The sequence below is a fragment of the Cupriavidus yeoncheonensis genome (genome assembly GCF_905397275.1).
GTDB classification, from domain to species: Bacteria; Pseudomonadota; Gammaproteobacteria; order Burkholderiales; family Burkholderiaceae; genus Cupriavidus; species Cupriavidus yeoncheonensis.
In genome coordinates this window covers 136,250-159,314 of record NZ_CAJPUY010000016.1, presented here as the reverse complement: position 1 = coordinate 159,314, position 23,065 = coordinate 136,250, and the positions used below count along the sequence as shown (strand labels likewise).

19 protein-coding genes and 3 pseudogenes are annotated in these 23,065 nt (G+C 64.4%); 12 read left to right on the top strand and 10 right to left on the bottom strand.

What is annotated here, in order from left to right:
• Window positions 1–305: 305 nt before the first annotated feature.
• From KHO22_RS21815 to KHO22_RS21760, 12 genes and pseudogenes are all read left to right on the top strand, one after another.
• Window positions 306–1,859 carry an efflux transporter outer membrane subunit gene (locus KHO22_RS21815; RefSeq protein WP_211949246.1) on the top strand — a complete coding sequence of 518 codons (1,554 nt, stop codon included), beginning with the start codon at window positions 306–308 and terminating at the stop codon, window positions 1,857–1,859.
• Window positions 1,852–3,003, top strand: a complete 1,152-nt coding sequence (locus KHO22_RS21810) for an HlyD family secretion protein (protein ID WP_211949245.1) — start codon at window positions 1,852–1,854, stop codon at window positions 3,001–3,003. The genes KHO22_RS21815 and KHO22_RS21810 overlap by 8 nt, the downstream gene beginning before the upstream one ends.
• Window positions 2,993–4,033, top strand: a complete 1,041-nt coding sequence (locus KHO22_RS21805; RefSeq protein WP_211949244.1) for a DUF2955 domain-containing protein — start codon at window positions 2,993–2,995, stop codon at window positions 4,031–4,033. Before KHO22_RS21810 ends, KHO22_RS21805 begins: the two co-directional genes overlap by 11 nt.
• A gap of 15 nt (window positions 4,034–4,048) precedes the next feature.
• Window positions 4,049–4,498 carry a potassium channel family protein gene (locus KHO22_RS21800; RefSeq protein ID WP_211949243.1) on the top strand — a complete coding sequence of 150 codons (450 nt, stop codon included), beginning with the start codon at window positions 4,049–4,051 and terminating at the stop codon, window positions 4,496–4,498.
• A 458-nt stretch (window positions 4,499–4,956) separates the two neighbouring features.
• Complete coding sequence (locus KHO22_RS21795) at window positions 4,957–6,660, top strand: putative bifunctional diguanylate cyclase/phosphodiesterase (protein WP_211949242.1); 1,704 nt, start codon at window positions 4,957–4,959, stop codon at window positions 6,658–6,660.
• 8 nt (window positions 6,661–6,668) lie between these two features.
• Window positions 6,669–8,102 (top strand): HDOD domain-containing protein, encoded by a 1,434-nt coding sequence (locus tag KHO22_RS21790; protein WP_211949241.1) that lies wholly within the window; start codon window positions 6,669–6,671, stop codon window positions 8,100–8,102.
• Window positions 8,103–8,480: 378 nt separating this feature from the next.
• A pseudogene (locus tag KHO22_RS21785) lies at window positions 8,481–8,735 on the top strand (ISNCY family transposase); the annotation flags it as partial.
• A gap of 190 nt (window positions 8,736–8,925) precedes the next feature.
• Window positions 8,926–9,147 (top strand): annotated as a pseudogene (locus tag KHO22_RS21780) (ISNCY family transposase); the annotation flags it as partial.
• Between the two features lie 241 nt (window positions 9,148–9,388).
• Window positions 9,389–9,826: a MarR family winged helix-turn-helix transcriptional regulator gene (locus KHO22_RS21775; protein WP_211949240.1), complete on the top strand. Its 438-nt coding sequence runs from the start codon at window positions 9,389–9,391 to the stop codon at window positions 9,824–9,826.
• Window positions 9,827–9,866: 40 nt separating this feature from the next.
• The gene (locus KHO22_RS21770; RefSeq protein WP_211949239.1) at window positions 9,867–11,348 is read left to right on the top strand and encodes an efflux transporter outer membrane subunit; all 1,482 of its coding nucleotides are present in this window, start codon (window positions 9,867–9,869) and stop codon (window positions 11,346–11,348) included.
• 27 nt (window positions 11,349–11,375) lie between these two features.
• Window positions 11,376–12,701: an HlyD/EmrA/EmrK family protein gene (locus KHO22_RS21765; protein ID WP_211949238.1), complete on the top strand. Its 1,326-nt coding sequence runs from the start codon at window positions 11,376–11,378 to the stop codon at window positions 12,699–12,701.
• A 63-nt stretch (window positions 12,702–12,764) separates the two neighbouring features.
• Window positions 12,765–14,333: pseudogene (locus KHO22_RS21760) on the top strand (DHA2 family efflux MFS transporter permease subunit); the annotation flags it as partial.
• Between the two features lie 367 nt (window positions 14,334–14,700).
• Here the strand turns inward: KHO22_RS21760 and KHO22_RS21755 are convergent.
• The 10 genes from KHO22_RS21755 to pdxR form a co-directional block, all read right to left on the bottom strand.
• Window positions 14,701–15,705, bottom strand: coding sequence for a bestrophin family protein (locus tag KHO22_RS21755; protein ID WP_211949236.1), 1,005 nt, complete (start codon window positions 15,703–15,705; stop codon window positions 14,701–14,703).
• A gap of 440 nt (window positions 15,706–16,145) precedes the next feature.
• Complete coding sequence (locus tag KHO22_RS21750; RefSeq protein ID WP_211949235.1) at window positions 16,146–16,550, bottom strand: cupin domain-containing protein; 405 nt, start codon at window positions 16,548–16,550, stop codon at window positions 16,146–16,148.
• A 4-nt stretch (window positions 16,551–16,554) separates the two neighbouring features.
• Window positions 16,555–17,034: a carboxymuconolactone decarboxylase family protein gene (locus KHO22_RS21745; RefSeq protein WP_010812680.1), complete on the bottom strand. Its 480-nt coding sequence runs from the start codon at window positions 17,032–17,034 to the stop codon at window positions 16,555–16,557.
• A 74-nt stretch (window positions 17,035–17,108) separates the two neighbouring features.
• On the bottom strand, window positions 17,109–17,861 hold the full coding sequence (locus KHO22_RS21740; protein WP_211949234.1) for an SDR family oxidoreductase: 753 nt from the start codon (window positions 17,859–17,861) through the stop codon (window positions 17,109–17,111).
• 187 nt (window positions 17,862–18,048) lie between these two features.
• Window positions 18,049–18,672, bottom strand: coding sequence for an FMN-dependent NADH-azoreductase (locus KHO22_RS21735; protein WP_211949233.1), 624 nt, complete (start codon window positions 18,670–18,672; stop codon window positions 18,049–18,051).
• A complete protein-coding gene (locus tag KHO22_RS21730) occupies window positions 18,669–19,106 on the bottom strand; it encodes a GNAT family N-acetyltransferase (RefSeq protein WP_211949232.1) in 438 nt (145 codons plus the stop codon). Before KHO22_RS21730 ends, KHO22_RS21735 begins: the two co-directional genes overlap by 4 nt.
• A 110-nt stretch (window positions 19,107–19,216) precedes the next feature.
• Window positions 19,217–19,447 (bottom strand): DUF2798 domain-containing protein, encoded by a 231-nt coding sequence (locus KHO22_RS21725; RefSeq protein WP_211949231.1) that lies wholly within the window; start codon window positions 19,445–19,447, stop codon window positions 19,217–19,219.
• 62 nt (window positions 19,448–19,509) lie between these two features.
• Window positions 19,510–20,235 carry a cysteine hydrolase family protein gene (locus KHO22_RS21720; protein WP_211949230.1) on the bottom strand — a complete coding sequence of 242 codons (726 nt, stop codon included), beginning with the start codon at window positions 20,233–20,235 and terminating at the stop codon, window positions 19,510–19,512.
• Window positions 20,236–20,303: 68 nt separating this feature from the next.
• A complete protein-coding gene (locus KHO22_RS21715; RefSeq protein ID WP_211949267.1) occupies window positions 20,304–21,293 on the bottom strand; it encodes an alpha/beta fold hydrolase in 990 nt (329 codons plus the stop codon).
• A gap of 220 nt (window positions 21,294–21,513) precedes the next feature.
• Window positions 21,514–22,947, bottom strand: a complete 1,434-nt coding sequence (gene pdxR, locus KHO22_RS21710) for a MocR-like pyridoxine biosynthesis transcription factor PdxR (protein WP_211949229.1) — start codon at window positions 22,945–22,947, stop codon at window positions 21,514–21,516.
• Between the last annotated feature and the right edge of the window lie 118 nt (window positions 22,948–23,065).

The following is a 23,065-nucleotide window of genomic DNA, read 5'->3' as shown; positions in this document are numbered from 1 at the left end:
CATGCGCAGCCAACACGGCCGGTCGCAAGACCGGCCGTTTTTCTGCCTGGCTCCATGTGTCGCGCCGGTGTTGCGCCTGAAACGAACGATGGGTGGCCGAAATCACAATGGCACACCATAATGGCCTAGTACGCCGAATCGTCACAACGCGGTTTCTCAAAGGAGACCCGTATGCCGCAGGTTCCTGCTTCGGAAACGACGATCCGCCCAGGCTTGCCTGACACCAGGGGCCGGGCAGGCTCCGCCGTGTCCGGCGCACGGGGCCAGCTCCGGAAGTGTGTCGCCGCAGCAGTCAGCCTCTGACCATGGCGCTGCCGGTCCACCTGCATTGTCGGCTGCTGATGGTGGCGCTGCTGCTAGGCGGCTGTGTCCGGCTGGGACCGGACTTCCAGGCGCAACACGAGTCGTGGACCGAACAATGGAGCACTGCCGCGCTCGACCAGGTCACGCAGCAGCGGCAGCAGCCGGATCTGCGCCAGTGGTGGCAGGTTTTCGGCGACCCCATCCTCGATAAACTGATTGCCGAAGCCGACGCCAGCAACGCCGGTGTCAGGATCGCGGGCCTGCGCGTGGTGGAAGCCCGGGCCCAGCTCGGCATCGCGCTCGCCGGCCGCTTCCCGCAAGTCCAGCAGGCAAGCGCCGAAACGCTCTACGTTCATAGCCGGAAGTCGGGCGCCACGGTCCAGACCAGCCGTGTCTGGCAATACAGTGCCGGGCTGGACGTTGGCTGGGAGCTGGACTTCTGGGGGCGTTTCAGTCGCGCGATCGAATCTGCGGATGCCGCCTACTTTGCCTCGCGGGCGATCCATGAGGACGTGCTGGTGCTGCTGCATGCACAGGTTGCCCAGACCTACTTCACCTTGCGCGCGGCACAGGCGCGCCTGCGCATCGCCCGCGAGAACGCCCGGCTGCAGAAGCGCAGCTATGAAATTACCGAGCGACTGTTCAAGGGCGGCGAGAGCGATGAGCTCGACCTGCAGCAGGCCAAGACACAATACCTTGGCACCCTGAGCAGCATTCCCGAACTGGAAAACCAGATCCTGCAGGCGCGCAATGCGCTCGCGATCCTGGTCGGTCGCCCGCCGGCGCCCATGCATGAGCAGCTGGACATGCCGGACAGGGAGGGCGTGGTGCCGCTCATCGACCGCGCCGTGCTGCAGGATGTCCCGGCCAGCCTGCTGCTGCGCCGGCCGGACATCCGCGCCGCCGAATTGCAGATGGCCGCGCAATCGGCGCTGATCGGCGTGGCCAAGGCCGATCTCTATCCGTCCGTGACCTTGCTCGGCAGCATCGGCTGGTCGGCCAGCTCGCTGCCCGCCACACCCAACGGCCTGGTGCTGATAGCGGGGCCGAGCCTGCGCTGGAACGTCTTTGACTACGGACGCATCCGCAACAACGTGCGCATACAGGACGCGCGCTTGCAGCAGCTCATCGTGACTTACCAGGACAGCGTGCGCCAGGCCGCGCGCGAGGCGGACGACGCCGCCACCGGCCTGATCAAGGCGCTGGAGCGCGAAGCGATCCTGGCCCAGGCGTCGGAGGCCGCCAGCCGTTCGCTGGCGCTGGCCAACGCGCTGTTTCGCGAAGGGTACTCCGACTTCGAGCGCGTGCTGGACGCCCAGCGCGCGCTGTTTGCACAGCAGGACGCCTATCTCGTCAATCGCAGCACGGCCGTCGGATATCTGATTGCCCTCTACAAGGCGCTTGGCGGCGGCTGGCAATCCGGGCAGCCGCTCGTCGACGCGCCGACACAGCAGCAGATGGAGCAACGCACCGACTGGGGTGGACTGATCGACGAAGCAGCGAGCGAGCCAGCCGGCAAACGCTCATCCATGCAGGGAGGCAGACCCGATGAGTGACGCTGCTCCATCGACACCGGCACCAGCGCCGGCACCGGCACCAGCGCCGGCACCCCAGGCGCCTGCGCCATCGGCAGATCCCGCGCGCAAGGGCGTGAAGTGGGTGGTGGTGCTGATCGTGCTGAGCCTGGCGTGGTACCTGTTCGCGGACCGCTATACGCCCTATACGCAGCAGGCGCGCATCCAGGCCTTCGTCGTTCCGGTGGCGTCGGAAGTGTCCGGACGCGTGGCGCGCGTGCTGGTGCACAACAACCAGGACGTGCAGGCCGGCGCCATCCTGTTCGAGGTCGATCCGCAGCACTACCGCATCGCGGCGGATCGCGCGCGCGCGGACCTGGAATCCATGCGCCGGCAGATCGGCGCGGGCACCGCAGGCATTGCCTCGGCGCAGGCCGCGCTGCGCGCCGCCCAGGCCAACGAGGTCAAGGCACGCCAGGACAGCGAACGCCTTCAACGCCTGTACAGCGAGGATCAGGGCACGGTATCGCTGCGGCGGCTCGAGGTGGCGCGAGCCACCCACACCCAGGCCATCAGCCAGGTCGACGGAGCCCGCGCGGAGGTCGAGCGCGCGCGCGAGCAGCAGGGCGGCAGCGAAGAGGAGAATGCCAAGCTGCGCAGCGCGGCTGCGACGCTGGAGAAGGCCGAGCTGGACCTGGCCAATGCGCAGGTGCGTGCGCGCACCGCCGGCCTCATCACTGACCTGCGCACCGAAGCCGGCCAGTACGCCGCCGCCGGCAGTCCGGTCATGACGCTGATCGCGATCCATGACCTCTGGATCAGCGCAGACATGACCGAGAACAATCTTGGCCATGTCGAACCGGGAACGCCGGTGGGGATCGTGCTGGATGCCTGGCCCGGCAAGGTACTCGCGGGCCGTGTGCGCAGCGTTGGCTACGGCGTCAGCGCGGGCCAGAGTCCGCCACCGGGCAGCCTGCCGACGGTCCAGAACAGCCGTGACTGGCTTCGGCCGGCTCAGCGCTTCCCCGTGATCGTCGAGATCGACAAGGGCGAGCTGGCGACGCTGAAGGGTGTCCGCGTGGGCGGGCAGGCCGAAGTCATGGCATTCCCGACCGAGGGCAACCCCCTCAATCCGCTCGGCCGCCTGTTCCTGCGCGTGATGAGCTGGCTGTCCTATGTCTACTGACGGTGTCGCGGCTGGCCTGGCAGCGGTGCGCGGACGGCGCGCGCTGCGACTGGCCATCGGTACCGCGCTCTGCCTCGCCACGAGCTTCGGGTTGGGCTGGCCCATTCCGATGGTGGCACCGGTGGTGGGCGCGTTCGTGCTCGCCTCCGTCGACCGGCCGTTGTCTGCCAGGGCTGGCGTGGGGCTGGCACTGGTGGCCATGCTGGCCACGGGCAGCGGGCTGCTGGTGGTTCCGTTCCTGCGCCACTACCCGTCCAGTGGCGTGTTGATGACCGGGCTTGGCCTGTTCCTGGCATTTCGCCAGGGCCTGCGAGGCGGCAACAGCCTGGTCGGCACGTTCCTGGCGGCCGGCCTGACCATGGTCTCGGTGGCAGGGACCGCGGACATCGGCCTGGCCCTTACCGTGGTGGCCGCACTCGTCAAAGGATTGCTGCTCGCGGTGACGGTCCTGGCCCTGTGCTTCTGGCTGATTCCCGAACCGGCGGCGGTGCCGGCGCAACGGCGCCCCCCGGCGATGTCGCAAAGCGCCGCCGACTGGATGGCGCTGCGCGCGGCGCTCGTGGTCATGCCGACTGTCCTGCTGGCGCTGGCGGACCCGGCGGCCTATATGCCAATCCTCATGAAGGCGGTCAGTCTGGGGCGGCAAAGCTGCACGACGGCGCGCGGCGCCGCACGCGAACTGGTTGGCTCCACGCTGTTCGGGGGACTGCTGGCCATCCTGTTCTGGTGGGCCCTGGGCCTGTTCGTGCATCTGTGGATGTTCTTTCTCTGGATGCTCCTGTTCGCGCTGCTGCTGGCGCGCAAGCTCTTTGCGGGGCCTGCGGGCCGGCTTTCGCCGGGCTTCTGGCTCAACACCCTGGTGACGCTGATCATCCTGCTGGGCCAGTCGGTCGAGGACAGCGCGGCCGGCAAGGATGTCTACCATGCTTTCGCTGTCCGCATGGGCCTGTTCATCGGGGTAACGCTGTATGCCTGCCTGATGCTGGAACTGCTTGATCAACGCAGCCGCGCTTCGTCCTCCACGCCCTGACAAGGAAAGCCCGCCATGCGCCTCCATCTGCTGGTCGCAGTCCCGGTCATGCTGGCGTGCCTGCTGCTGCAGGGGCTGGTCGTAGCCGTGTGTCTGCGCCGCTATGCCCGCTTCTGCCATCACTGGCAGGGCCGCGAACCGTTCTGGGTGGATGTCGCCATCCTGTCGGTGATCATGCTTGTCACGCTGTGCGGCAATTTCGCCCAGATGGCAATCTGGGCAGGATTGTTCATGCTGCTCGGCGAGTTCACGGACCTCTTGAAGGCCCTCTACCACTCGGCGGTGAATTTCTCGACCCTGGGCTATGGCGACATTGTCATGTCCGAGCGCTGGCGTCTGCTCGGGCCGATCGAGGCGGCTCATGGCATCCTGATGTTCGGCGTCTCGACCGCGGTAATGACCGCCGCAGTGCTGGATATCGTCAAGAACAGTGCGGCAAGGCTGAAGCAGGAAGAGCCGACCTAGGGCAAGCACATTGCCGTCGTCCGCCTGTGGTCAAACGGGATCTAAAGGCGAGGCAATGATTGCCGATAACCACTGACAGACCAAAATCCTGAGCCTTGCTGAAGCAGCGTGAATTCTGCGCTTCCATAGATCAGGGCTTTTGTCTACCCCACGCGCTATTGAAGCGGGATGACTGCGTTGTGAATGTCAATGCCGTGACGGGTTTTCAAGCGCGATCCTTCGAGGCCGTAATAGAATTGGCTTCCCGTCGATTCACCCAGGGCGGTAAGTCGTGTTTCTGAACCATTAATGCTGTCTTTTTTACCGGGTTTCCCTGCGTTACCGCCGGCCCCCGGAGATCGGCAAGGCGCAATCGCCAAACAGGCTAGGCCAAAGACCACATGACGTCGTTCACGTATGATGCTGTTCAGGCAGGCAACGCACAGGAACCGGTCCGTTCCGGCGGCGTTGCGGGAGCGATGGCTCCTGCCGGAAACAGGGATGCCTGGGCGCTGCTGGAAGCATGGGGTGGACTGGCGCTGCAGGTCGGCGAATCCGGGAATATTCTCCAGGCCACGAGTGCTTCGGCGGATCTGCTGGCCTTTCCTCGCGAATACCTGCTGCGTGCATCGATCAAGGACATTATTGCCTTTGACGAACGCGAGCGCGCCACCCATCTGCTGCAAGCCTGTTTCCGCGACGGTCTTCCCAAACAGGCCGAAATCCGATTTGCCAACGCCATTACCGGCACGCGCTGGATCGATCTGCGCGTTTGCCGTCATGCCGGCACGGATGGCCGGACATCGATACTCCTGTTTGGCACCGACGTCACCAAATGGGCCCAGAAACTCCATCGGCTGACGGAACAATCGCTCACCGACCCGCTGACCGGTGTCGGCAACCGCGGACTGATCCGCAATCGGGTGGACGCGTATTTCACCGGCGATGCCACGCAGCGCGGGCGCTTTGCCATCGCGCTGATGGACCTCGACGGGTTCAAGAAGGTCAACGATTCGCTCGGCCACGAGGTCGGCGACATCCTGCTGAAAGAACTGAGCCTGCGCCTCGCGGGGACCCTGCGCTCCCGCGACACCATAGCCCGCCTTGGCGGCGACGAGTTCGTGGTCCTGCTCGACGACGTGACCTCGGAAGAGGCGGCAAGGGGCGTGCTCGAACAGATCATGCGAGTCTGCAGGCAGCCATTCCACCTGGCTGGCTGCCCGGTGCGTGTCACGACCAGTATCGGGCTGGCGTTCGCCTCAGGCGTGCGGGAGACCGAGGCGCAGTTGCTGCGGCGGGCCGACCGGGCCATGTACCAGGCCAAGGCGCAGGGCAACAATCGCTATTGCCTGTACTCGTCGGAACTGGATCACCGGCTGAACGAACAATTCCGCATCGAGCAGGATCTGTTCGAAGCCGTGCTCAACGGTGAGCTCTTCCTGCATTACCAGCCGATCTTCCGGGTCGGTCCGGACACCGTCTGCGCAGTCGAGGCGCTGATGCGGTGGGAGCATCGCGGCGGCGCCATCTCGCCGGAAATCTTCGTGCCGCTCGCCGAGAGCAACGGGCTGATCAATCATCTTGGCGCGTGGGCTGTACGCTGCGCATGCGCGCAACTGGCCGCATGGGATGCAAACGGTGTGGAGCTTGGATACGTGTCGGTCAATGTGTCACCGGTGCAGTTCAGGCATCCGGGCTTTGTCGACAGCGTGCGCAGCGCGATCCGCGATACCGGCATCGACCCGCACCGGCTGGTGCTCGAGATCACCGAAGGCGCGCTGATGACGGACCCGAAGGTCGCCGGGGATCTGCTGACCGAACTCGGGGCGCTCGGTATCCGCTTTGCGGTCGATGACTTTGGCACGGGCTATTCCAGCTTGTCCTATCTGCGCAGGTTTCCCCTGTCGGCGCTGAAGATCGACCGCAGCTTTGTCGCGGACATGGTGGATTCCCCGCACGCCCGCACCATCGTTTCCGCCGTGCTGTCGCTGGCGCGGGAACTCGGTCTGGTGGCGATCGCGGAAGGCGTCGAGACCGAGGCGCAATGCGATCTGCTGGCGGCCCAGCGCTGCGAGCTGGCACAGGGCTGGCGGTTTGCCCGGGCGATGGGCCCCAATGATTTCGAGGACGCTGTCCGCGCGGGCAAGTTCCACATCGACGCCGAGGACGCACTGTCCACGTAATCGAGACCATGCCAAAGAAACAGTTCCTCGATCAGCTCTGGGACAGGATGGCCCAGAAGGGCGATTTCCCGACGCTGCAGTACTGCATCGACAATGTCTTCAAGACGCTGAACAGCGACATGAGCATTGGCGAAATGGCCAGCACGGTCCTGTCGGACTTCAGCCTGTCCCAGAAAGTCATCCGGCTGGCCAACTCCGCCATGTACCGTTCGTTCGGCGGCGAGGTCACCACCGTATCCCGCGCCATCATGGTGCTGGGCGTGGACACCATTACGCACCTGACGCTGGGCGTCCAGGTGCTCGACTTTTTCCAGGGCGTGGCACCGAACCGGCCCCAGGCGGGGAGGGCGCTCAAGCAGGCCATCATGGCCGGCGAGATCACCCGCGCGCTGAACGATGCGCGCGGCATCCTGGGCGGGGAAGAGGGCGTCGTCTGCACGCTGATGCACCATGTCAGCCGCTTGCTCGTCATCTTCTATTTCCCGGATGAGTGGGACCGCATCGCCACGCTGAGCGCGGATGGCGCCATGAGCGAAAGCGACGCGTGCCGCGAGGTCATCGGCATCTCGTTCGACGAGATCGCCAAGGCGGCCGCCTTCCGGTGGCGCCTGCCGACCTTGCTCGCGGACGGCATGCTGGGCCGCGAACTGCACGAGGATACGGTGCTGGAAACCCACGCCGACTGGCTGGGCGCGGTAGCCAGCCTGTCGTCCGATGCCGCGGCCTCCATGCTTGCCGAGCACCCGGAAGAGGTCGTGCTCGCACCGCTGCTGGCCCACGCGCAAAGACTCGGGCTGGAGCCGTCCCACGTCAACGCGGCGATCCAGCAGGCGGGTAAGCTGAAGACGACCATGGCGTGTTCCGAGACACCGGACTCGGGCGAGGGCAGCGTTCCCGAAGAGGGCGGCAAGCCCGCCGATACGCTGACGCGCCTGCAGCACGCGCTCGACGAGGTTCGGCAGGAGGGTGCCGGCATGACGGTATCCCAGCTTGCTCCGCTGGTGCTGGAGTCGGCCATGCGGGCGCTGAACTTCTCGCACTGTTTCCTGATGCTGCTGCACCCGACGACCAAGCGCTTCGGTGCGCGCCTGGGGTTCGGCGATGGCATGCGGGACAAGCTTGAGCGCTTGTCGTTCGAAGAAGGCTTCGTGCCCGACATGTTCCATTTCGCGATGATCGCGCCGCAGCCTTTGCTGATCGAGGACCTGAGCGACAAAGCCGTGTCGCATCGCGTCCCGCGCTGGTATCGCGACGCCATGCCCGACACGCGCTCCGTGCTGCTGATTCCGGTCAAGGTGCGCAGCCGCTGCGTCGCCATGATCTGCGGCGACTGGGGCACGACCCGGATTGCCGGCGGCCTGACCAAGACCGAACTGGCGGCGGCGGGCGAACTGGCCGGGGAAATCGCGACAGCTGTCTTGCGTTCAGCGCCGCAGCGATAGCGGCGGCTATGCGGCCTCTAATCGAGCGGCTGGAAGCTGTGGATCGAGGGCGCCGAGGCCGGAAGGCCGAAAGGGACGCGGGTTGGATAGACGTGCAGCTGGATTCAGACTGGTACTCGAATCGTTAATTTAACATAATAACCATTATGCGAACCTTGTGTGTCAGGGCCAAATAGAATTGTCGTACCTGGGCCAAATAGACATGTCGTACCCCCTTGTCAGGACTGGCATGCTGGCGGCTTTCCGTCTGTCCGAGACCGGAGACCGCGATGCGCAAGCCCGAGACCCTCACGATGACGATGCGCGAACTCGATCGGCTCAAGGTGATTCAGGCCGTGGTCGACCATGGCCTGACGGTCTGGCGCGCGGCCCAGAAGCTTCGAGCACAGGGCGCCGGCCTGCACGCTGCTGGTGTTTGTCGACGACGCGACCGGTCAGTTGATGCAGCTCTTGTTCGTGCCGACCGAGTCCACGCCGGCGTATTTCACCGCCACACGCGCCTATGTCGAGCGCCACGGCAAGCCCCTCACGTTCTATTCGGACAAAGCCGGCATCTTCCGCGTCAATGCCCGGGAGAACGCCGAAGGCCGCGGCTACACGCAGTTCGGGCGCGCGCTGTTCGAGCTGAACATCGGCGTTCGGCGGCCACACCGGGCCGTAACTGACCATCCACGACCGCCTGGACGGTCTTGAGCCTGTCTAACTCCTGCATGCTGACTGTAATGACCTCGGATTTAGCCATCCTTTGGCGCCTCCATCGTGTTCAACCGGGCAGGCTGAATACCATAGTGACGCGGAAGATGCCGGCTGTGTCCGAATAGCACTGGCCTGCGAGAAGCTCCGCGAACGCCACGGACTCACATTGTCCAAGGAAACGATCCGCCGGCTGATGACGGCATCTGGGCTTTGGATACCGCGCAAACAGCGGCCGCCGAAGATCTACCAGCCGCGCAACCGCCGTGCCTGCTATGGCGAGCTGATTCAGATCGACGGCTGCGATCATCGCTGGTTTGAGGAGCGCGCGCCAGCCTGCACGCTGCTGATCAGAAGGTGGACATTTTAACTTCGCCGACGGGGACGGAACCGCCCCACCCCGATCCACTCTGGCGTCTCAAGCCAGCACCACTGCCTGACGTCCACCCCGCAAAAGACGCCAACCCCGCACAAAAAGCACGTTCGCAGATCTTCGAATCCCGGTCCCCCTCTCCTGGTAGCACTCGTGCATTCTTCTTGTAATTATCTGACAAATCAGCTACTGTTGAATCAACAAAATCAGGACGCTCGCCATGGACCACTATTCGAAGGAAAACTACCAGCTCACGCAGAGCGTGGGGTTCCTCCTGAACCGCGCCCGCAACGCCGTGCTGATGGAAATGGATGCGGCCCTGAAGGAACTGGACATCACCGGCCAGCAGATGGGAATTCTGCTGTCGCTGACCAGTGGCACAGCGTCCACCCCGTACGAGCTGAGCAAGTTGCTTGAGATCGACACGGGCCTGATGACGCGCATGCTGGACAAGCTGGAAGCCAGGGGCCTCCTGACCCGCAGCCGCAGCGTCGACGATCGCCGCGTGGTGAACCTGATCCTGACTCGGAAGGGCGAGGAAGTCGCCGAGCGCATCCCTGAGTTGGCACCGAAGGTGCTCAACCGCCGACTCAAGCACTTTACCAGGCAGGAGTTCGCGGAATTCCGCCGGCTACTCGCCAAATTCGGAGACGCGTGAGCGCGTTTTTTTCATACCCATTTATCTGACATGTCAGACAATGCAAACTCAGAAACCAGGCGTCTTTCGCCGACTTCGACGGCGTGCGGGCCCCGCGCTCTCTATCCTGATGGTCGCCGTGCTGGCCGGCTGTGCAAACTATGCCGGCATCAAGAGCGACAAGCACATCGCAGACGCCGCCGCCTATACCACAACGCAGAGTATCCCTGCCGAACAGGGCCGCTGGCCCTCCGTGGACTGGGCCGACCAGTTCGGTGATGCGCAGCTCAAGACGCTGATTGCGGAAGCGCTGCAGGGCAGCCCCTCGCTGGAAAAGGCCCGGGCACGTGTCGCCGCCGCTACCGCGTTCAGCGAGAGCGCCAACGCCAATACGCTGCCGCAGGTGGGCGCCGGCTATTCCTGGACGCGCCAGCGCTACTCGGAGAGCACGCTGGTGCCGCCGCCCTTCGCCGGTTCCTGGCAATCCGAAAACAAGGCGTTCATCAACGCATCGTATGAGCTGGACCTGTGGGGCAAGAACCGTGAGGCGCTCAGATCCGCCATCTCCGCGCTGCACGCCAGCGAGGCCGAGTCGGAACAGGTGAAGCTGACGCTCAGCAGCGCGGTCGCCCGCGCTTACAACGAGCTTGCCCGCCTCTACGCGCTGCATGACATCGCGCAGGATGAGGTGAAGCAGCGCCGCGAAGTGCTGCGCGTCACCGGCGGCCGCGTCACGATGGGGCTGGACACCGAGGTCGAGAAACGCACCGCGGAAGCCAACCTGGCTGCCAGTGAAGTTGCGCTGGCCGCGCTCGATGGCAGCATCCAGCGCACGCGCTACCAGCTCGGCGCGCTGCTCGGGCAGGGCCCGGACCGCGGCATGGCGATCGCCCGCCCGGCCCTTGGCACCGGCGATGAAGTCCGCCTGCCCGACAACCTGCCCGCCGACCTGATCTCGCGCCGGCCCGACCTCGTAGCCGCGCGCTGGCGCGTCGATGCAACGCTGCACGATATCAAGGTCGCCAAGGCCGAGTTCTATCCGGACATCAACCTGGGCGCCATGATCGGCCTCGATGCCTTCGGCTGGAGCCGTTTCCTGCACGCCGCCAGCCGCACCGCTTCGGCCGGTGCCGCGATTCACCTGCCAATTTTCGATGGCGGCGCACTGCGTGCCCAGCTCAAGGGGCGCTACGCCGAGTTCGACTTCGCCGTGGCCAACTACAACGAAACGCTGGTCAATGCGCTGACCGACGTCGCCACGCAACTCGCGGACATCCGCTCCATCGACACGCAGATCGATAGCGCCGTGCGCACCGACACCGCCGCGCAACGCGCACTGACTCTGGCGCTGGCGCAGTACAAGGCAGGCCTGACCACGCAGCTGACCGTCCTGAATGCGCAGACCAACGCGCTGCGCAGCAGCCAGGTGCTGGCCAATCTGCGCATGACCCGACGCGACCGGAAGATCGCGCTGGCCGCCGCGCTGGGCGGTGGTTATACGGATACCTCCGACTCGATCCGGCAAGCGGCGCTTATCCGCTGAATCCGCACGCAACAAACAGGTGACGCCATGAACGAAACGACCAGAACCAGCCCCGCAGCCGAACAGCCCGGCGCGCCGGCGGCCGCCCAGGCCCATCCCGGCAAGAAGAACACCCGCAAGCGCCTGCTTGCCATGCTCGGCCTGGCCACCGCCTTGGCAGCGGCCGGCTATGGCGCCTACTACTACACCGTAGCGCGCTTCCACGAGGAAACCGATGACGCTTACGTCAACGGCAACCTCGTCCAGCTCACGCCACAGGTGAGCGGCACCGTCGTCGCGGTCAACGCCGACGACACGCAGATCGTCAAGGCCGGGGAAGCCGTGGTAACCCTCGATGCCGCCGACGCCCGCATTGCGCTGGCCAACGCCGAAGCGGCGCTCGGCCAGACCGTGCGGCAGGTCAGCGCGCTCTATGTCAACAACAACGTGCTGGCAGCCACGGTGCAGCAGCGGCAGACGGATCTGGCCCGTGCCCAGGATGACCTGCGCCGCCGCACCGAAGTGGCTGAAACGGGCGCCGTGGCCGCGGAAGACGTGGCCCACGCCCGCAATGCGGTCAGGGCAGCCGAAGCCGCGCTCGAGACTGCGCGCCAGCAGCTCTCCTCCAACCACGCACTGACCGACCAGGCCAGCGTTGTCGACCATCCCAGCGTGCTCGCCGCGGCAGCCAAGGTGCGCGAGGCCCACCTGGCCAATGCCCGCAATACCCTTCCCGCCCCGGTCGCCGGCTATGTCGCGCGGCGCTCGGTGCAGGTCGGGCAGCGCGTGGCGCCGGGCAACCCGCTGATGGCCATCGTGCCGCTCGACGGCGTCTGGGTCGATGCCAACTTCAAGGAAGTCCAGCTCAAGCACATTCGCACCGGCCAGCCGGTTGAACTGCATGCCGACCTGTATGGCAGCAAGGTGACCTACCACGGCGTGGTGGTCGGTTTCTCGGCCGGTACCGGCAGCGCATTCTCTGCCCTGCCCGCGCAGAATGCCACCGGCAACTGGATCAAGGTCGTGCAGCGCCTGCCGGTGCGCATTCGGCTCGATCCGGCCGAGCTGCGCGCCCACCCGCTGCAGATCGGCCTGTCGATGCAGGTCGATGTACAGACGGAGAAGGAAGAAGGCTCCCGGCTCGCGAATAGCGGGGAAGCACCGTACCGCGCGACTTACCGGACCGATGTATTCCAGCGGTACGGCGAGGAGGCCGAGCGCGAGATCCAGCGGATCATCGCCCAGAACCGCATCGGCACGGGAAGCCCGGAGCCGCTAGCCGAGCACCGCCAGGTGCAACAGGGAAACAAGGTCCGGCCACAGCCCCTGGCGCATCGCGCCGGACAGCCAGCCAGTGAGGCTTCGGGCGCCTGAGCAAGCCGCCCGCCACCGCCTTGCCCTGCCCATTTATCTGACAAATCAGATTCCCAGCCCGAGCACACCATGTCATCCCAAGCCCAGACCTCACTCGTGCCAGCGCCGCTCACCGGCGGCAAGCTGGTCATGGGAAGCTTCGCCGTGGCCCTGGCCACCTTCATGAACGTGCTGGACTCGTCGATCGCCAACGTCGCGATCCCGACGATTTCCGGCAACCTCGGCGTTTCGGTGGATGAAGGCACCTGGGTGATCACCCTGTTCGCCGCCGCCAATGCCGTGGCAATTCCGCTGACCGGCTGGCTCACGCAGCGCGTGGGCCAGATCCGCCTGTTCGTCGGCGCCATCCTGCTGTTCGTGCTGTCGTCGTGGCTGTGCGGCATTGCGCCCAACCTGACCATGCTGCTGGCCGCGCGCATCCTGCAGGGCGCAGTGGCAGGTCCGCTGATTCCGCTGTCGCAGTCGATCCTGCTGTCGTCCTTCCCCAGGGAAAAGAGCGCCTCGGCCCTGGCCCTCTGGGCCATGACCGCAACGGTGGGGCCGATCGCAGGTCCGGCACTGGGTGGCTGGATGACCGACAGCTACTCGTGGTCATGGATTTTCTACATCAATGTGCCGGTAGGCCTGTTCGCCGCGGCCATCACCTGGACGATCTACCGCGATCGCGAAACCCCGACGCGCAAGCTGCCCATCGACCTGGTAGGCCTGGCTTCGCTGATCACCTGGGTGGCATCGCTGCAGATCATGCTCGACAAAGGCAAGGACCTCGACTGGTTCAGTTCGCCGGTGATCATCATCCTGGCCATCGTCGCCCTGCTCAGCTTCCTCTTCTTCGTGATCTGGGAACTGACAGAACCGAATCCCATCATCGACCTGCGCCTGTTCATGGGTCGCAACTTCCTGGCCGGCACCGTCGCGATCTCGGTGGCCTTCGCCGTCTTCTTCGCCAACCTGGTGGTGCTGCCGCAGTGGATGCAGCAGTACCTGGCCTACCCCGCCGTCAACGCCGGGCTGGCTACCGCACCGCTGGGCATCTTCGCCGTGCTGCTGGCGCCGGTGATCGGCAAGATCCTGCCGAAGTCGGAACTGCGCGTACTCGCCACGCTCTCTTTCGTCGGTTATGCGGCTGTATTCTTTATGCGCTCGCACTACACCACCGGCGTCGACACCTACACGCTGGTCATGCCGACCCTGCTTCAGGGCATTCCGACGGCGCTGTTCTTCGTCCCGCTGACGGCGATCATCCTCTCGGGCCAGCCTCCGGCGAAGATCCCCGCCGCCGCCGGCCTGTCCAACTTCGTGCGCGTATTCTGCGGCGCCGCGGGCACGTCGCTCGCCACCACCGTCTGGAACAACCGTGCCGTCCTGCACCATGCACGCCTCGCGGAACAAGCCGGCCCGAACAATCCGGCGTACAGTGCCGCGCTCGCTTCGATCCAGTCAACCCTGGGCTTCACGCCAGGGCAGGCCGTTGCTTACTTCGAGCGCAGCCTGAACACGCAGGCCATCATGCTCGGCCTGAACGACATCTTCTGGATATCGGGAGTGATCTTCGTCGCCATCGTGCCGCTGATCTGGTTCACCAAGCCAGGCAAGGGCCAGGTATCCGACGCCGCGGCCGCGGCCCACTGAGAGCCGCCCAGCCGCAACGCAGAAACGGATCGCCAGACCACTTCGTTCCACAGCGATGTCGCAAAGCCCCTTCCCTTCCGCCAGCCTGGCAGACCTCCGTCGTACCTCGCACAGGCTGGTCGGAGCCAGCTGGCAGGCGGCCGCCATCTTTTCGGATGTCGCACTCCAGATGATGACCGCATCCATTGTGGGCAGCATGCTGCTGCTGGCGGCCGCGTATTCGATGTACGCCATCGCGACGGCGCTGCTCCGCCTGGACGGCAGCCTGCGCTGACGCGACATGCCATCGACCGTCGCTCAAGCCGGCCCGGAACCTTTGAAGCAGGATGATTCCTGTCTGGCCGAAAGGCGCTAGCCGTGGAACGGTCTAGAGGACAATATCGCGCTCGTCAAATGGCTCGACATCGCTCTTCTCGCCAAGCATGTCCATGAGTTCGCGTTCGATCTTCCTGGAGATCTGTGCCATGGGCACGTCATTGGGCATGCCTTCAAACGGGTTCTCCGTGCTTTCGCCCACCTGCTCCAGCGCGAGGTACATCCACGAGATCATCGTGCTGAATGGAATGACCAGCCAGATCATGTTGCCATGCATGAAGCCCGAAATGCTGGCATCGAGCTTTTCGAACTCCGTAAGAATGCCGAAAGGCAACAGCAGGCAAAAGGTACGGACAAAGAGCTTGTTAGTGACTGCATATTGCCTGGGATACGGATAGTCCTTGATACGCTCCGCCCGTCCCTGCTGCGCGAAGAAGCCTCTGATCGATGCTACCAACTCCAGATAGAAGGCATTGCTGATCTCGCCAGCATCGAGGAACCGCCTGATCGTCGCTGACTGCGTTCCCAGCAAGCGGCTTGTCTTGCTCTCGGCATGCGCAAGCGAGTCGATCTCCGCCTGTGGCAGATACCGCGCAAGCGCCTCGTCCAGGGGCGTCTCCCACTCCGGAACCCGGTAGTACTTCCGGTACTCCAGGTTGGATGCCTTGCCGGCGTTTTCCCAGATCCTTGGGGTCCTCAGTTGATAGCGCAGCGCCGTCAGCCAGGCGCAATGCCGGAGAATCAGTTCTCGCCCGCCCGCCTGCCCGGCCAGGAAGTCCCGGCTCATCACACCCAGACACCGGCTGCCATTCAGAATCTCAGTCCAGATCTGCTGGGCCTCCAGGGCCCTGCTGTAGGTCTGCACGTTCCTGAAACCTACGATGAATGAAGTGGCCGTGCCCAGCAGCACCACAACCGAGACCGGGATCGACAGCCATTTGAGTCCGAGGAACTGATACAGGACAACGGGCAGCGTACCGCAGGCCAGCGAGGCGTAGATGAGCCGTCTCGACCAGAATGTGAACTCGGAGATTGTGTACGATTTTCCCAGGTGCATGGTGTGCGCGTCTCGCGGCGGCGCGGCCGGTCGCAGGGCGGAGGTCCGAACTGCCGGCGGCAATATGGCCAACCGCCCTCACCACCGGCCAGATTGCTGCCCGGGGCCTGATTTTGTAAGGGTGATATTGCCAAGAAACCCGCGGAGTATCAATTTCCGTACCGCACCCTTTCAAGAGGTGGTACCGCCATGTCGGGACCATGGGGGCCATGGGGCTGTCGATCTGCCGTTGATCATCGACGCGCATGGCGGCCGACGGTGGGCGAGCGAAAACCTGCCCCGGGGGGCGTGGTTCCGTTCACCGAGCCGGGCTATCCGGCCGCTTCATCAAGACTGTCACACCACCCTGGAAGACAGCGGCCGGCAAGAGCATGCGGTAGCACTGCTCTTGCCGGCCGGAGGGTGAGCACCGGCATTGCCGGCGCGTGCGTGGACGGCGGCTACTTCACCGGCGTCAGGATTGGCGCGCCCTTCTTCTTGAGCAGGAACACGACGAATTTTGCCGGCTGTGTGTTGCTGGCGTTGCGTCCGACGGTATGGATATCGTCGGGACGTTCGTGGAAGGTGTCACCCGCCTTGAGCGTCACCTCCTTGCCGCCCCTGACGCCCATGACGATGCTACCCTCGAGTACATAGACGAAGGCGTGCGCGTCATGGCGATGCACGGGATCGACGGCGCCCGGCGGATAGTCCACCACGATCATCGTGGCCTCCTTCCCCGGGTATTCGGGCAACGCCTCCGAGAGCAAGGGCGTGACGCTTGCCTCCGGCGCGGCGGCGACCGGCTGTGCAACCGTCAGGCACGACAACACCAGTGCTGCCGCAACGGAAGTGACGGTCTTCATGGCATCACTCCAGGTTGGCCTTGTCGAGCCCGAACGCCTTGTCCGACGAACCAGGCACCATGCGGAACGCCACGTTCAGGCGGTTCCAGGTATTGATCGCCCCCACCAGGAAAGTGAGGTCCGACAGTTCCTTCTCGCTGTACTGGGTGCGCACGCGCTCATAGATATCGTCGGGCACGCCGTCGGCGGGAAGCCTGGTCAGCACCTCGGTCCAGGCCAGCGCGGCGCGTTCGCGCGGCGAGAATAGCGTCGACTCGCGCCAGATCGCCACATGATGCAGGCGCAATTCGCGCTCGCCGTGGATCTTCGCCATCTTGATATGCATGTCGACACAGAACGCGCAGCCATTGAGCTGCGATGCGCGAATCTCGACGAGTTCGCGGATGGGCGCTTCGATCGTGGTCTTCTGGAACAGCGGCCCGAATTCCATGAGCTTCTTGGACAGTTCCGGGGATTGCTGGAAGTAATTCGTACGTTGGGTCATGTTTGCTCCTGTTGATCTGATCAATGTGGTGCTTAAGAAACCGATGCTGCTGACGTGGGCATGCGCCCCGCGGACTATCGTTGCCGCGCTTGACGCATCCATTCCTCCAGGCCGATGCGCCCGAGGCGTGCCTCGCCCAACGGCACGAGCGAATGTTCCTCGACCCGGCCGCCGAAGTAGCGGGCCTCGGGGTCGCGCACGACTTCGCGCGGGTCGCCAACCGCCTTGAGATAGCGGGCGACGATCTCGTCAAACGGGGCTCGCTCCGGGCCGGCGATCTCGACGATGCCGTTTCGGGGGGGCGCCAGCGCAACATCGGCAACCTGGGCAGCCACGTCGTCCGCGGCAATCGGCTGGAACAGCCCGGGAGAAAGGCGGACGACATTTCCTTGCGCACCGGAATCGGCGATGCCGCCGAGGAATTCCATGAACTGGGTCGAGCGGATGATGGTGTAGGGAATGCCGGAGGCCTCGATCAGTTTTTCCTGCGCGACCTTGGCGCGGAAATAGCCGTTGTCAGGCGTCCGGTCGGTGCCGACGATGGACAGCGCGACATGGTGCTGAACGCCCGCTGCGGCCTCCGCCGCGTGAAGGTTTTTGCCGGAGGTCTCGAAGAATTCCAGCACCGCCTTGTCTTCAAACGATGGGGAATTGGCGAGGTCGATCACCACCTGGGCGCCGCTCAGGGCCTCCCGGAGCCCCTCGCCAGTGATGCTGTTGACACCGCTCTTGGGAGAGGCGGCCACGACCTCGTGGCCGCCCTGGCGCAGAATGGCGACGGTCTTCGAGCCGATCAGGCCGGTCCCGCCAATGATGACAATCTTCATGCTATGTCTCCATATTGAGGCACGTGGAACGATCCCACGAAGCCATGTTAGGTAAGGCGATGCCCCCGTGCCAGATCGACTCGGAGCGCACCGGGTTTCCCGTTCGGCATCCATCCGGAAGCGGCATCAGCGCTGCTTGCGGATGCTGAAATATGTGAACGGGGAAAGGCCCGCCGGGACGACTGTGCTACAACAGCGCGCCGCTGCGCAGCGATTGCGTAGCCTGGACTTCGATGACGGATTGAGGCACTTCCGTAAAAGCCAGGCCCGTGGCGTGCGAGAACCTCACATCCTTGAGTCCGATGATGCCAAGCACGGCGCTCAGATACGGCCGAAAGAAATCGGGCTGGACGGGTGGATCGCGGAACATGGCGCCGCCGGAAGTCACCGCCACGAACGTCGGGCGATCCCGCAGCAATCCGACTTTTCCCCCGGGCGTGGCGATGAACGTCACGTCGCGTCGGACCACGAGATCGATCCAGTTCTTGAGCACGGCCGGGACGGTGAAGTTGTACACCGGGGTGGAAATCCACAGCAGATCGGCCTGTTCCAGCTCCCGAATCAACGCGTCCGACGCGGCGAGCGCTGCGCCATAGCGTTGCTGTGCCTCGGCGGCGGGCAGGAGCAGTGACTCCGCGTACTCCGCGGTGATCGCCGGCAGCGGTTCGGTGCCTAGATTGCGTCGCGTGACACGGATCTCCCGCCCGAAATGCGCGGACAACGCAGGCAGCAGTTGCCCGGTCAGGTGCCGGCTCGTGGAATAGTCGCGGCGCGGGCTGCAATCAAGCAGCAGCAGGTTGAGGGGCTTCATTGCAGTTCCATGCAGAAGTGGAGGCCCTTGGCGAGCAGGCCGGAACGGAAATAGAAGCGCTGGGCCAGCGCGTTCGCGAGTCCGGTATCCAGGACGAGTCGCTGGCAGCCTTCTGTGCGTCCCAGTTCGCAAAGCGCTTGCAGCAGACGCTCGCCGTGACCCTGCCCCCGGCCTCCGGCATCGGTGATCAGATCGTCGACGTACAGGAAGCGCCCGTGAATCAGGTTGTCGAGACGCCGATATCCGGCCAGCGCAACCGCCTCGCCACCGTCCCAGAGCGCGAGCAGCCGGTACCCCTGTCCGCTTTGCAGCGTGACGGTGTCGAGAAAGTCTTCCGGCATTTTCAGCGTGGGGCGTAGTTGCCGCATGACAGGGAAACAAGCACGGATCTCGGCCTCCGTTTCCGCGTGTCTGAGAGTCAGGTTCCTGGTCATATTGTCGATGCGTGCTGGTTTGTGCAGGCTTCAATGTAGTGGAGCGATGGCGCAGTCAACAGGCACATGTTTATCGTTTTCAACTAGGCCATCGACATGGACGGTATGACCTAAGAGTGGCTTGTCATGCGATCGACCAGGCGGCGAATGATGGGCGTGGCCGACACCACAACCGGCAGCATGGTCAGCCAGGAAACGCTCCAGGACCTTAGCCAGTGCTGAAAGAACCGGCCTTCTTCCGCAAATGGAATGCTTGCAATGGCAGCAGCGATGGAGCAGGTCAGGCCGGCCTGGATAACGCCATAGGCGAAATAGCTGTAGCGCGAAGGAATCTTGGGCATGTGATTCGCCTATGCATTCTTTGAACTGGACACTCCTGCACCCTGCCATCGCCGCGCCGGAGCTACGCGGCTGCTCCAACCTTTGCTGCCAACCGCTGCACGGTTTCGTCGGTATCCCACAGCGCGTTTGCGATGAAGCGGAAGTTGACCAGTGCCGCGTGATACCCGTCGCCTTCCGGTAGCTTCGGCCCTGCTACGGCGTCGCGCACGACAGCTACTTCGAAACCTTGCTCCAGCAGATCCCGCAGATGGGATTCGACGCACAGATTGGCGGCCATGCCCGCAAGGATCACCTGGTCGACGCGCTGCTTGCGCAACTGCAGGACCAGGTCGTTGGCCTGCGGGCCATACAGCTTGTGCGTGGAGCAGATGATGGTCTTGCCATCCTCGATATACGGCCTGAGCTCCGGCATGAAGTCCGCGCCCGAGTCACGGAATCCGTCCAGGTTCAGCGCGCCCGGACGGTCGAACATGCCGATGGCATGCTGGAACATTTCGGCGGGGCCCTGCACTTTCCATGTGTGGTCATGGGGAAAGTAATAGTGGGGAGAGATGGCGACCGTGATGCCCGCCTGTCTTGCGGCCTCGAACAGACGGACAAGGTTGGGTACGAGGTCCTGCTCCGTCACGCTTTCTCCGACCACGCCCCAGCTGCGGCCTTCGGGGCTCATGAAGTCGATCTGCGGGTCAATCACGACGAGCGCGGTGCGTGACAGGTCCAGCGCAATGCCGGACTTCGGCAGAGCCGGATCAACGGGATCTGCGTAGGGACCATGGTGGTTGCACAAGGGAAGTACCTCTTATGGTGAGCCAGTCTGCCGGCGCCTTCGTGGGGCCCGGCAGATACGGCGTCGCTTCAGCTACGGATGAATGCCAGCAGGTCGGCGTTGAATCTGTCTTTGTGGATGTCGGTGAGCCCATGCGGCGCACCGGGGTAGACGATCAGCTTCGAGTTCCTGACGAGCTTTGCCGAGGCGCGCCCGGCGGCGTCGATCGGCACGATCTGATCGTCGTCGCCGTGGATGATCAGGGTCGGCACATCGATCTTCCTGAGGTCCTCGGTGAAATCGGTCTCGGAAAAGGCCTTGATCGAGTCGTACGTATTCTTGTGTCCACCCTGCATGCCCTGCGCCCACCATGCGTCGATCAACCCCTGCGACGGCTTTGCACCGGGACGGTTGAAGCCATAGAACGGCCCCGCCGGCACGTCCCGGTAGAACTGCGACCGATTGGCAAGTTGTGCGGCACGCAGGCCGTCGAATACTTCGATTGGCAGTCCGCGTGGATTGGCGGCGGTCTTCACCATCAAGGGCGGCACCGCCGAAACCAGCACCACCTTTGCAACGCGTCGCGTCCCATGCCGGCCGATATACCGGGCCACCTCGCCTCCACCTGTGGAGAAGCCCACCAGGATGGCATCCCGCAGGTCAAGGGTGTCGAACACAGCGGCCAGGTCGTCGGCATACGTGTTCATCTCATTGCCATGCCATGACTGGCTGGAACGGCCGTGACCACGACGGTCATGTGCCACGGCGCGATACCCTTCCGACGCAACCAGCATCATCTGGGATTCCCAACTGTCCGAGCTCAGTGGCCAGCCATGACTGAATACGACGGGGCGGCCGGCGCCCCAGTCCTTGAAATAGAGCTGGGTGCCATCCTTTACCGTGATGTAGCTGCCCGGAGCCTTCCCGCTTGCCTTTGCGGTGTTCGCCTTTTCTGCCGACGGTGCTGCCGCCGCAGGTTCGGACAAGCCGGAGGCCACCAGCGCGCTGGCTGCGGCCGCGCTGCCCAGCAGCAGGTTACGTCGCGACAGGCCCGGGTCGAGGCTGCGATCTGAAGACATGGTGAGACTCCTCTCTTGGCGCGTGCGCGCGTTGCCTTGAATACGTGTGAGCGGCAGGTCCTTGGTCATGGTGCCGATGCGTGCTGCTCTGTGCGGTCAATGTAATTGAGCGATCAGACCGTCAACAGGCACATGTTTATCGTTTTCGACTGGGCCATCGACATGGGGCGGCTGAGTCGATCCGGTGATCGACTGGCGCGAGTGCGCGTATGACGATCGTCTATGCTTTCAGCGCGCGCATCAGATCGGCAACCAGGCGATCGGCTTCAGTCTGGCTACGGAGATTGGTGAAGCCGATGATCAGGCCACGCCGCCCTGGCGCACCCTGCCGCCAGGCGGTCAGCGAATGGACGGCGAAGCCTGCCTCGCGCGCACGGCGGGCCATCGCCAGATCGTCGAGATCGTCCCTGACATCGACCAGCAGGTGCATGCCGCCATCCTGCAGGCGAACGGTGAAGCCGTCCGTGATGAATGGAGCCAGCGCCTCGGCCAGCATTCCCCGTCGGCGCGCGTAGAGCGTGCGCATGCGTTTGATGTGCCGGGCGAAGTGCCCCTGTGCGATAAACTCCGCCGCCACGGCTTGCAAAAGTTCGGGGCAACCGCCATGCACCGTGCGCCTGCAGGCCAGATCCATGGTCGGCGCCAGACTTTGTGGCACGACCACGTAAGCGAGCCGTAGCCCCGGGTACAGCACCTTGCTGAGCGTGCCGCAATAGATCACCCGCTCGCATGTGTCCAGGCTCTTCAAGGCCGGCAACGGGTGGCCGCGGTAACGAAACTCGCCATCGTAGTCGTCCTCGATGACCCATGCGCCCCGCTCACCGGCCCAGTCGAGCAGTTCGACGCGACGTTGCAGTGTCAGTGCCACGCCAGTCGGGCTCTGGTGCGATGGCGTCACGACGGCCAGGCGCGCATCCGGAAAACGCTGACGCCCGAATTCGACATCGAGGCCATGATCATCCACTGGCACCTTCCGGACCTGCAGGTTCAGGCGCCGGAGCGACTGGGCGGTCGGAGGGTAGCCGGGATCCTCGACCCAGGCGCCTTCGCCCGCCAGCCTGAGCGCATCCACGATCAGCGCAAGGCCGGCCGTATAGGCCGGCACGACGAACACCTGGTGCGGCTGGGCGTCGATGCCCCGTGCGCGCTGCAAGTAAGCGGTCAACGCTTCCCGCAATGGGCCATATCCGGCTGCCGCCGGCCTGGTCAGCGAGCCGGCGCTGCGTATCTGACTCGCCATCAACCTCGTCCATAGCTTTCGCGGGAACTCATCCAGCGCGGGAAGCCCCAGCTGGAACGGCGCGGGGATTACCCTTTCCGCTTCGGTCGAAAACTCGGTAAGTTCCTGGTCCGGTGGCGCGCAGCCGGAAGCAGCCGCGGTGGCGACGCGGTGGGGGCGCAATGGCGCAGTCTGCTCGGAAACGAACGTCCCCGCAGGACCCTTGGCGATTAGGTAGCCTTCGCCCAGGAGCCGGTCATAGGCAACCTGAACGGTCCCGCGAGCCACGCCGAGCTCGCCCGCAAACGCACGCAAGGATGGCACCCGCTGCCCGGGTTTGAGTTGCCCTTGCCGAATCGAGGCAAGAATCCGCGCGTAGATCTGCTCATGCAGCGGCGCTGCATGGGATGGGTCGTGAGCCGGTGACTTCGTCATAGCCTGGCAGACGTATCCGGGCAGTGCCGCAGCGCCGATGCATGGGAACGCGGATCATCGCCGGCGGTGGCAACGGATCGGATATGGGTGTGATCTTGAGCTCCGATCATACTCCAGG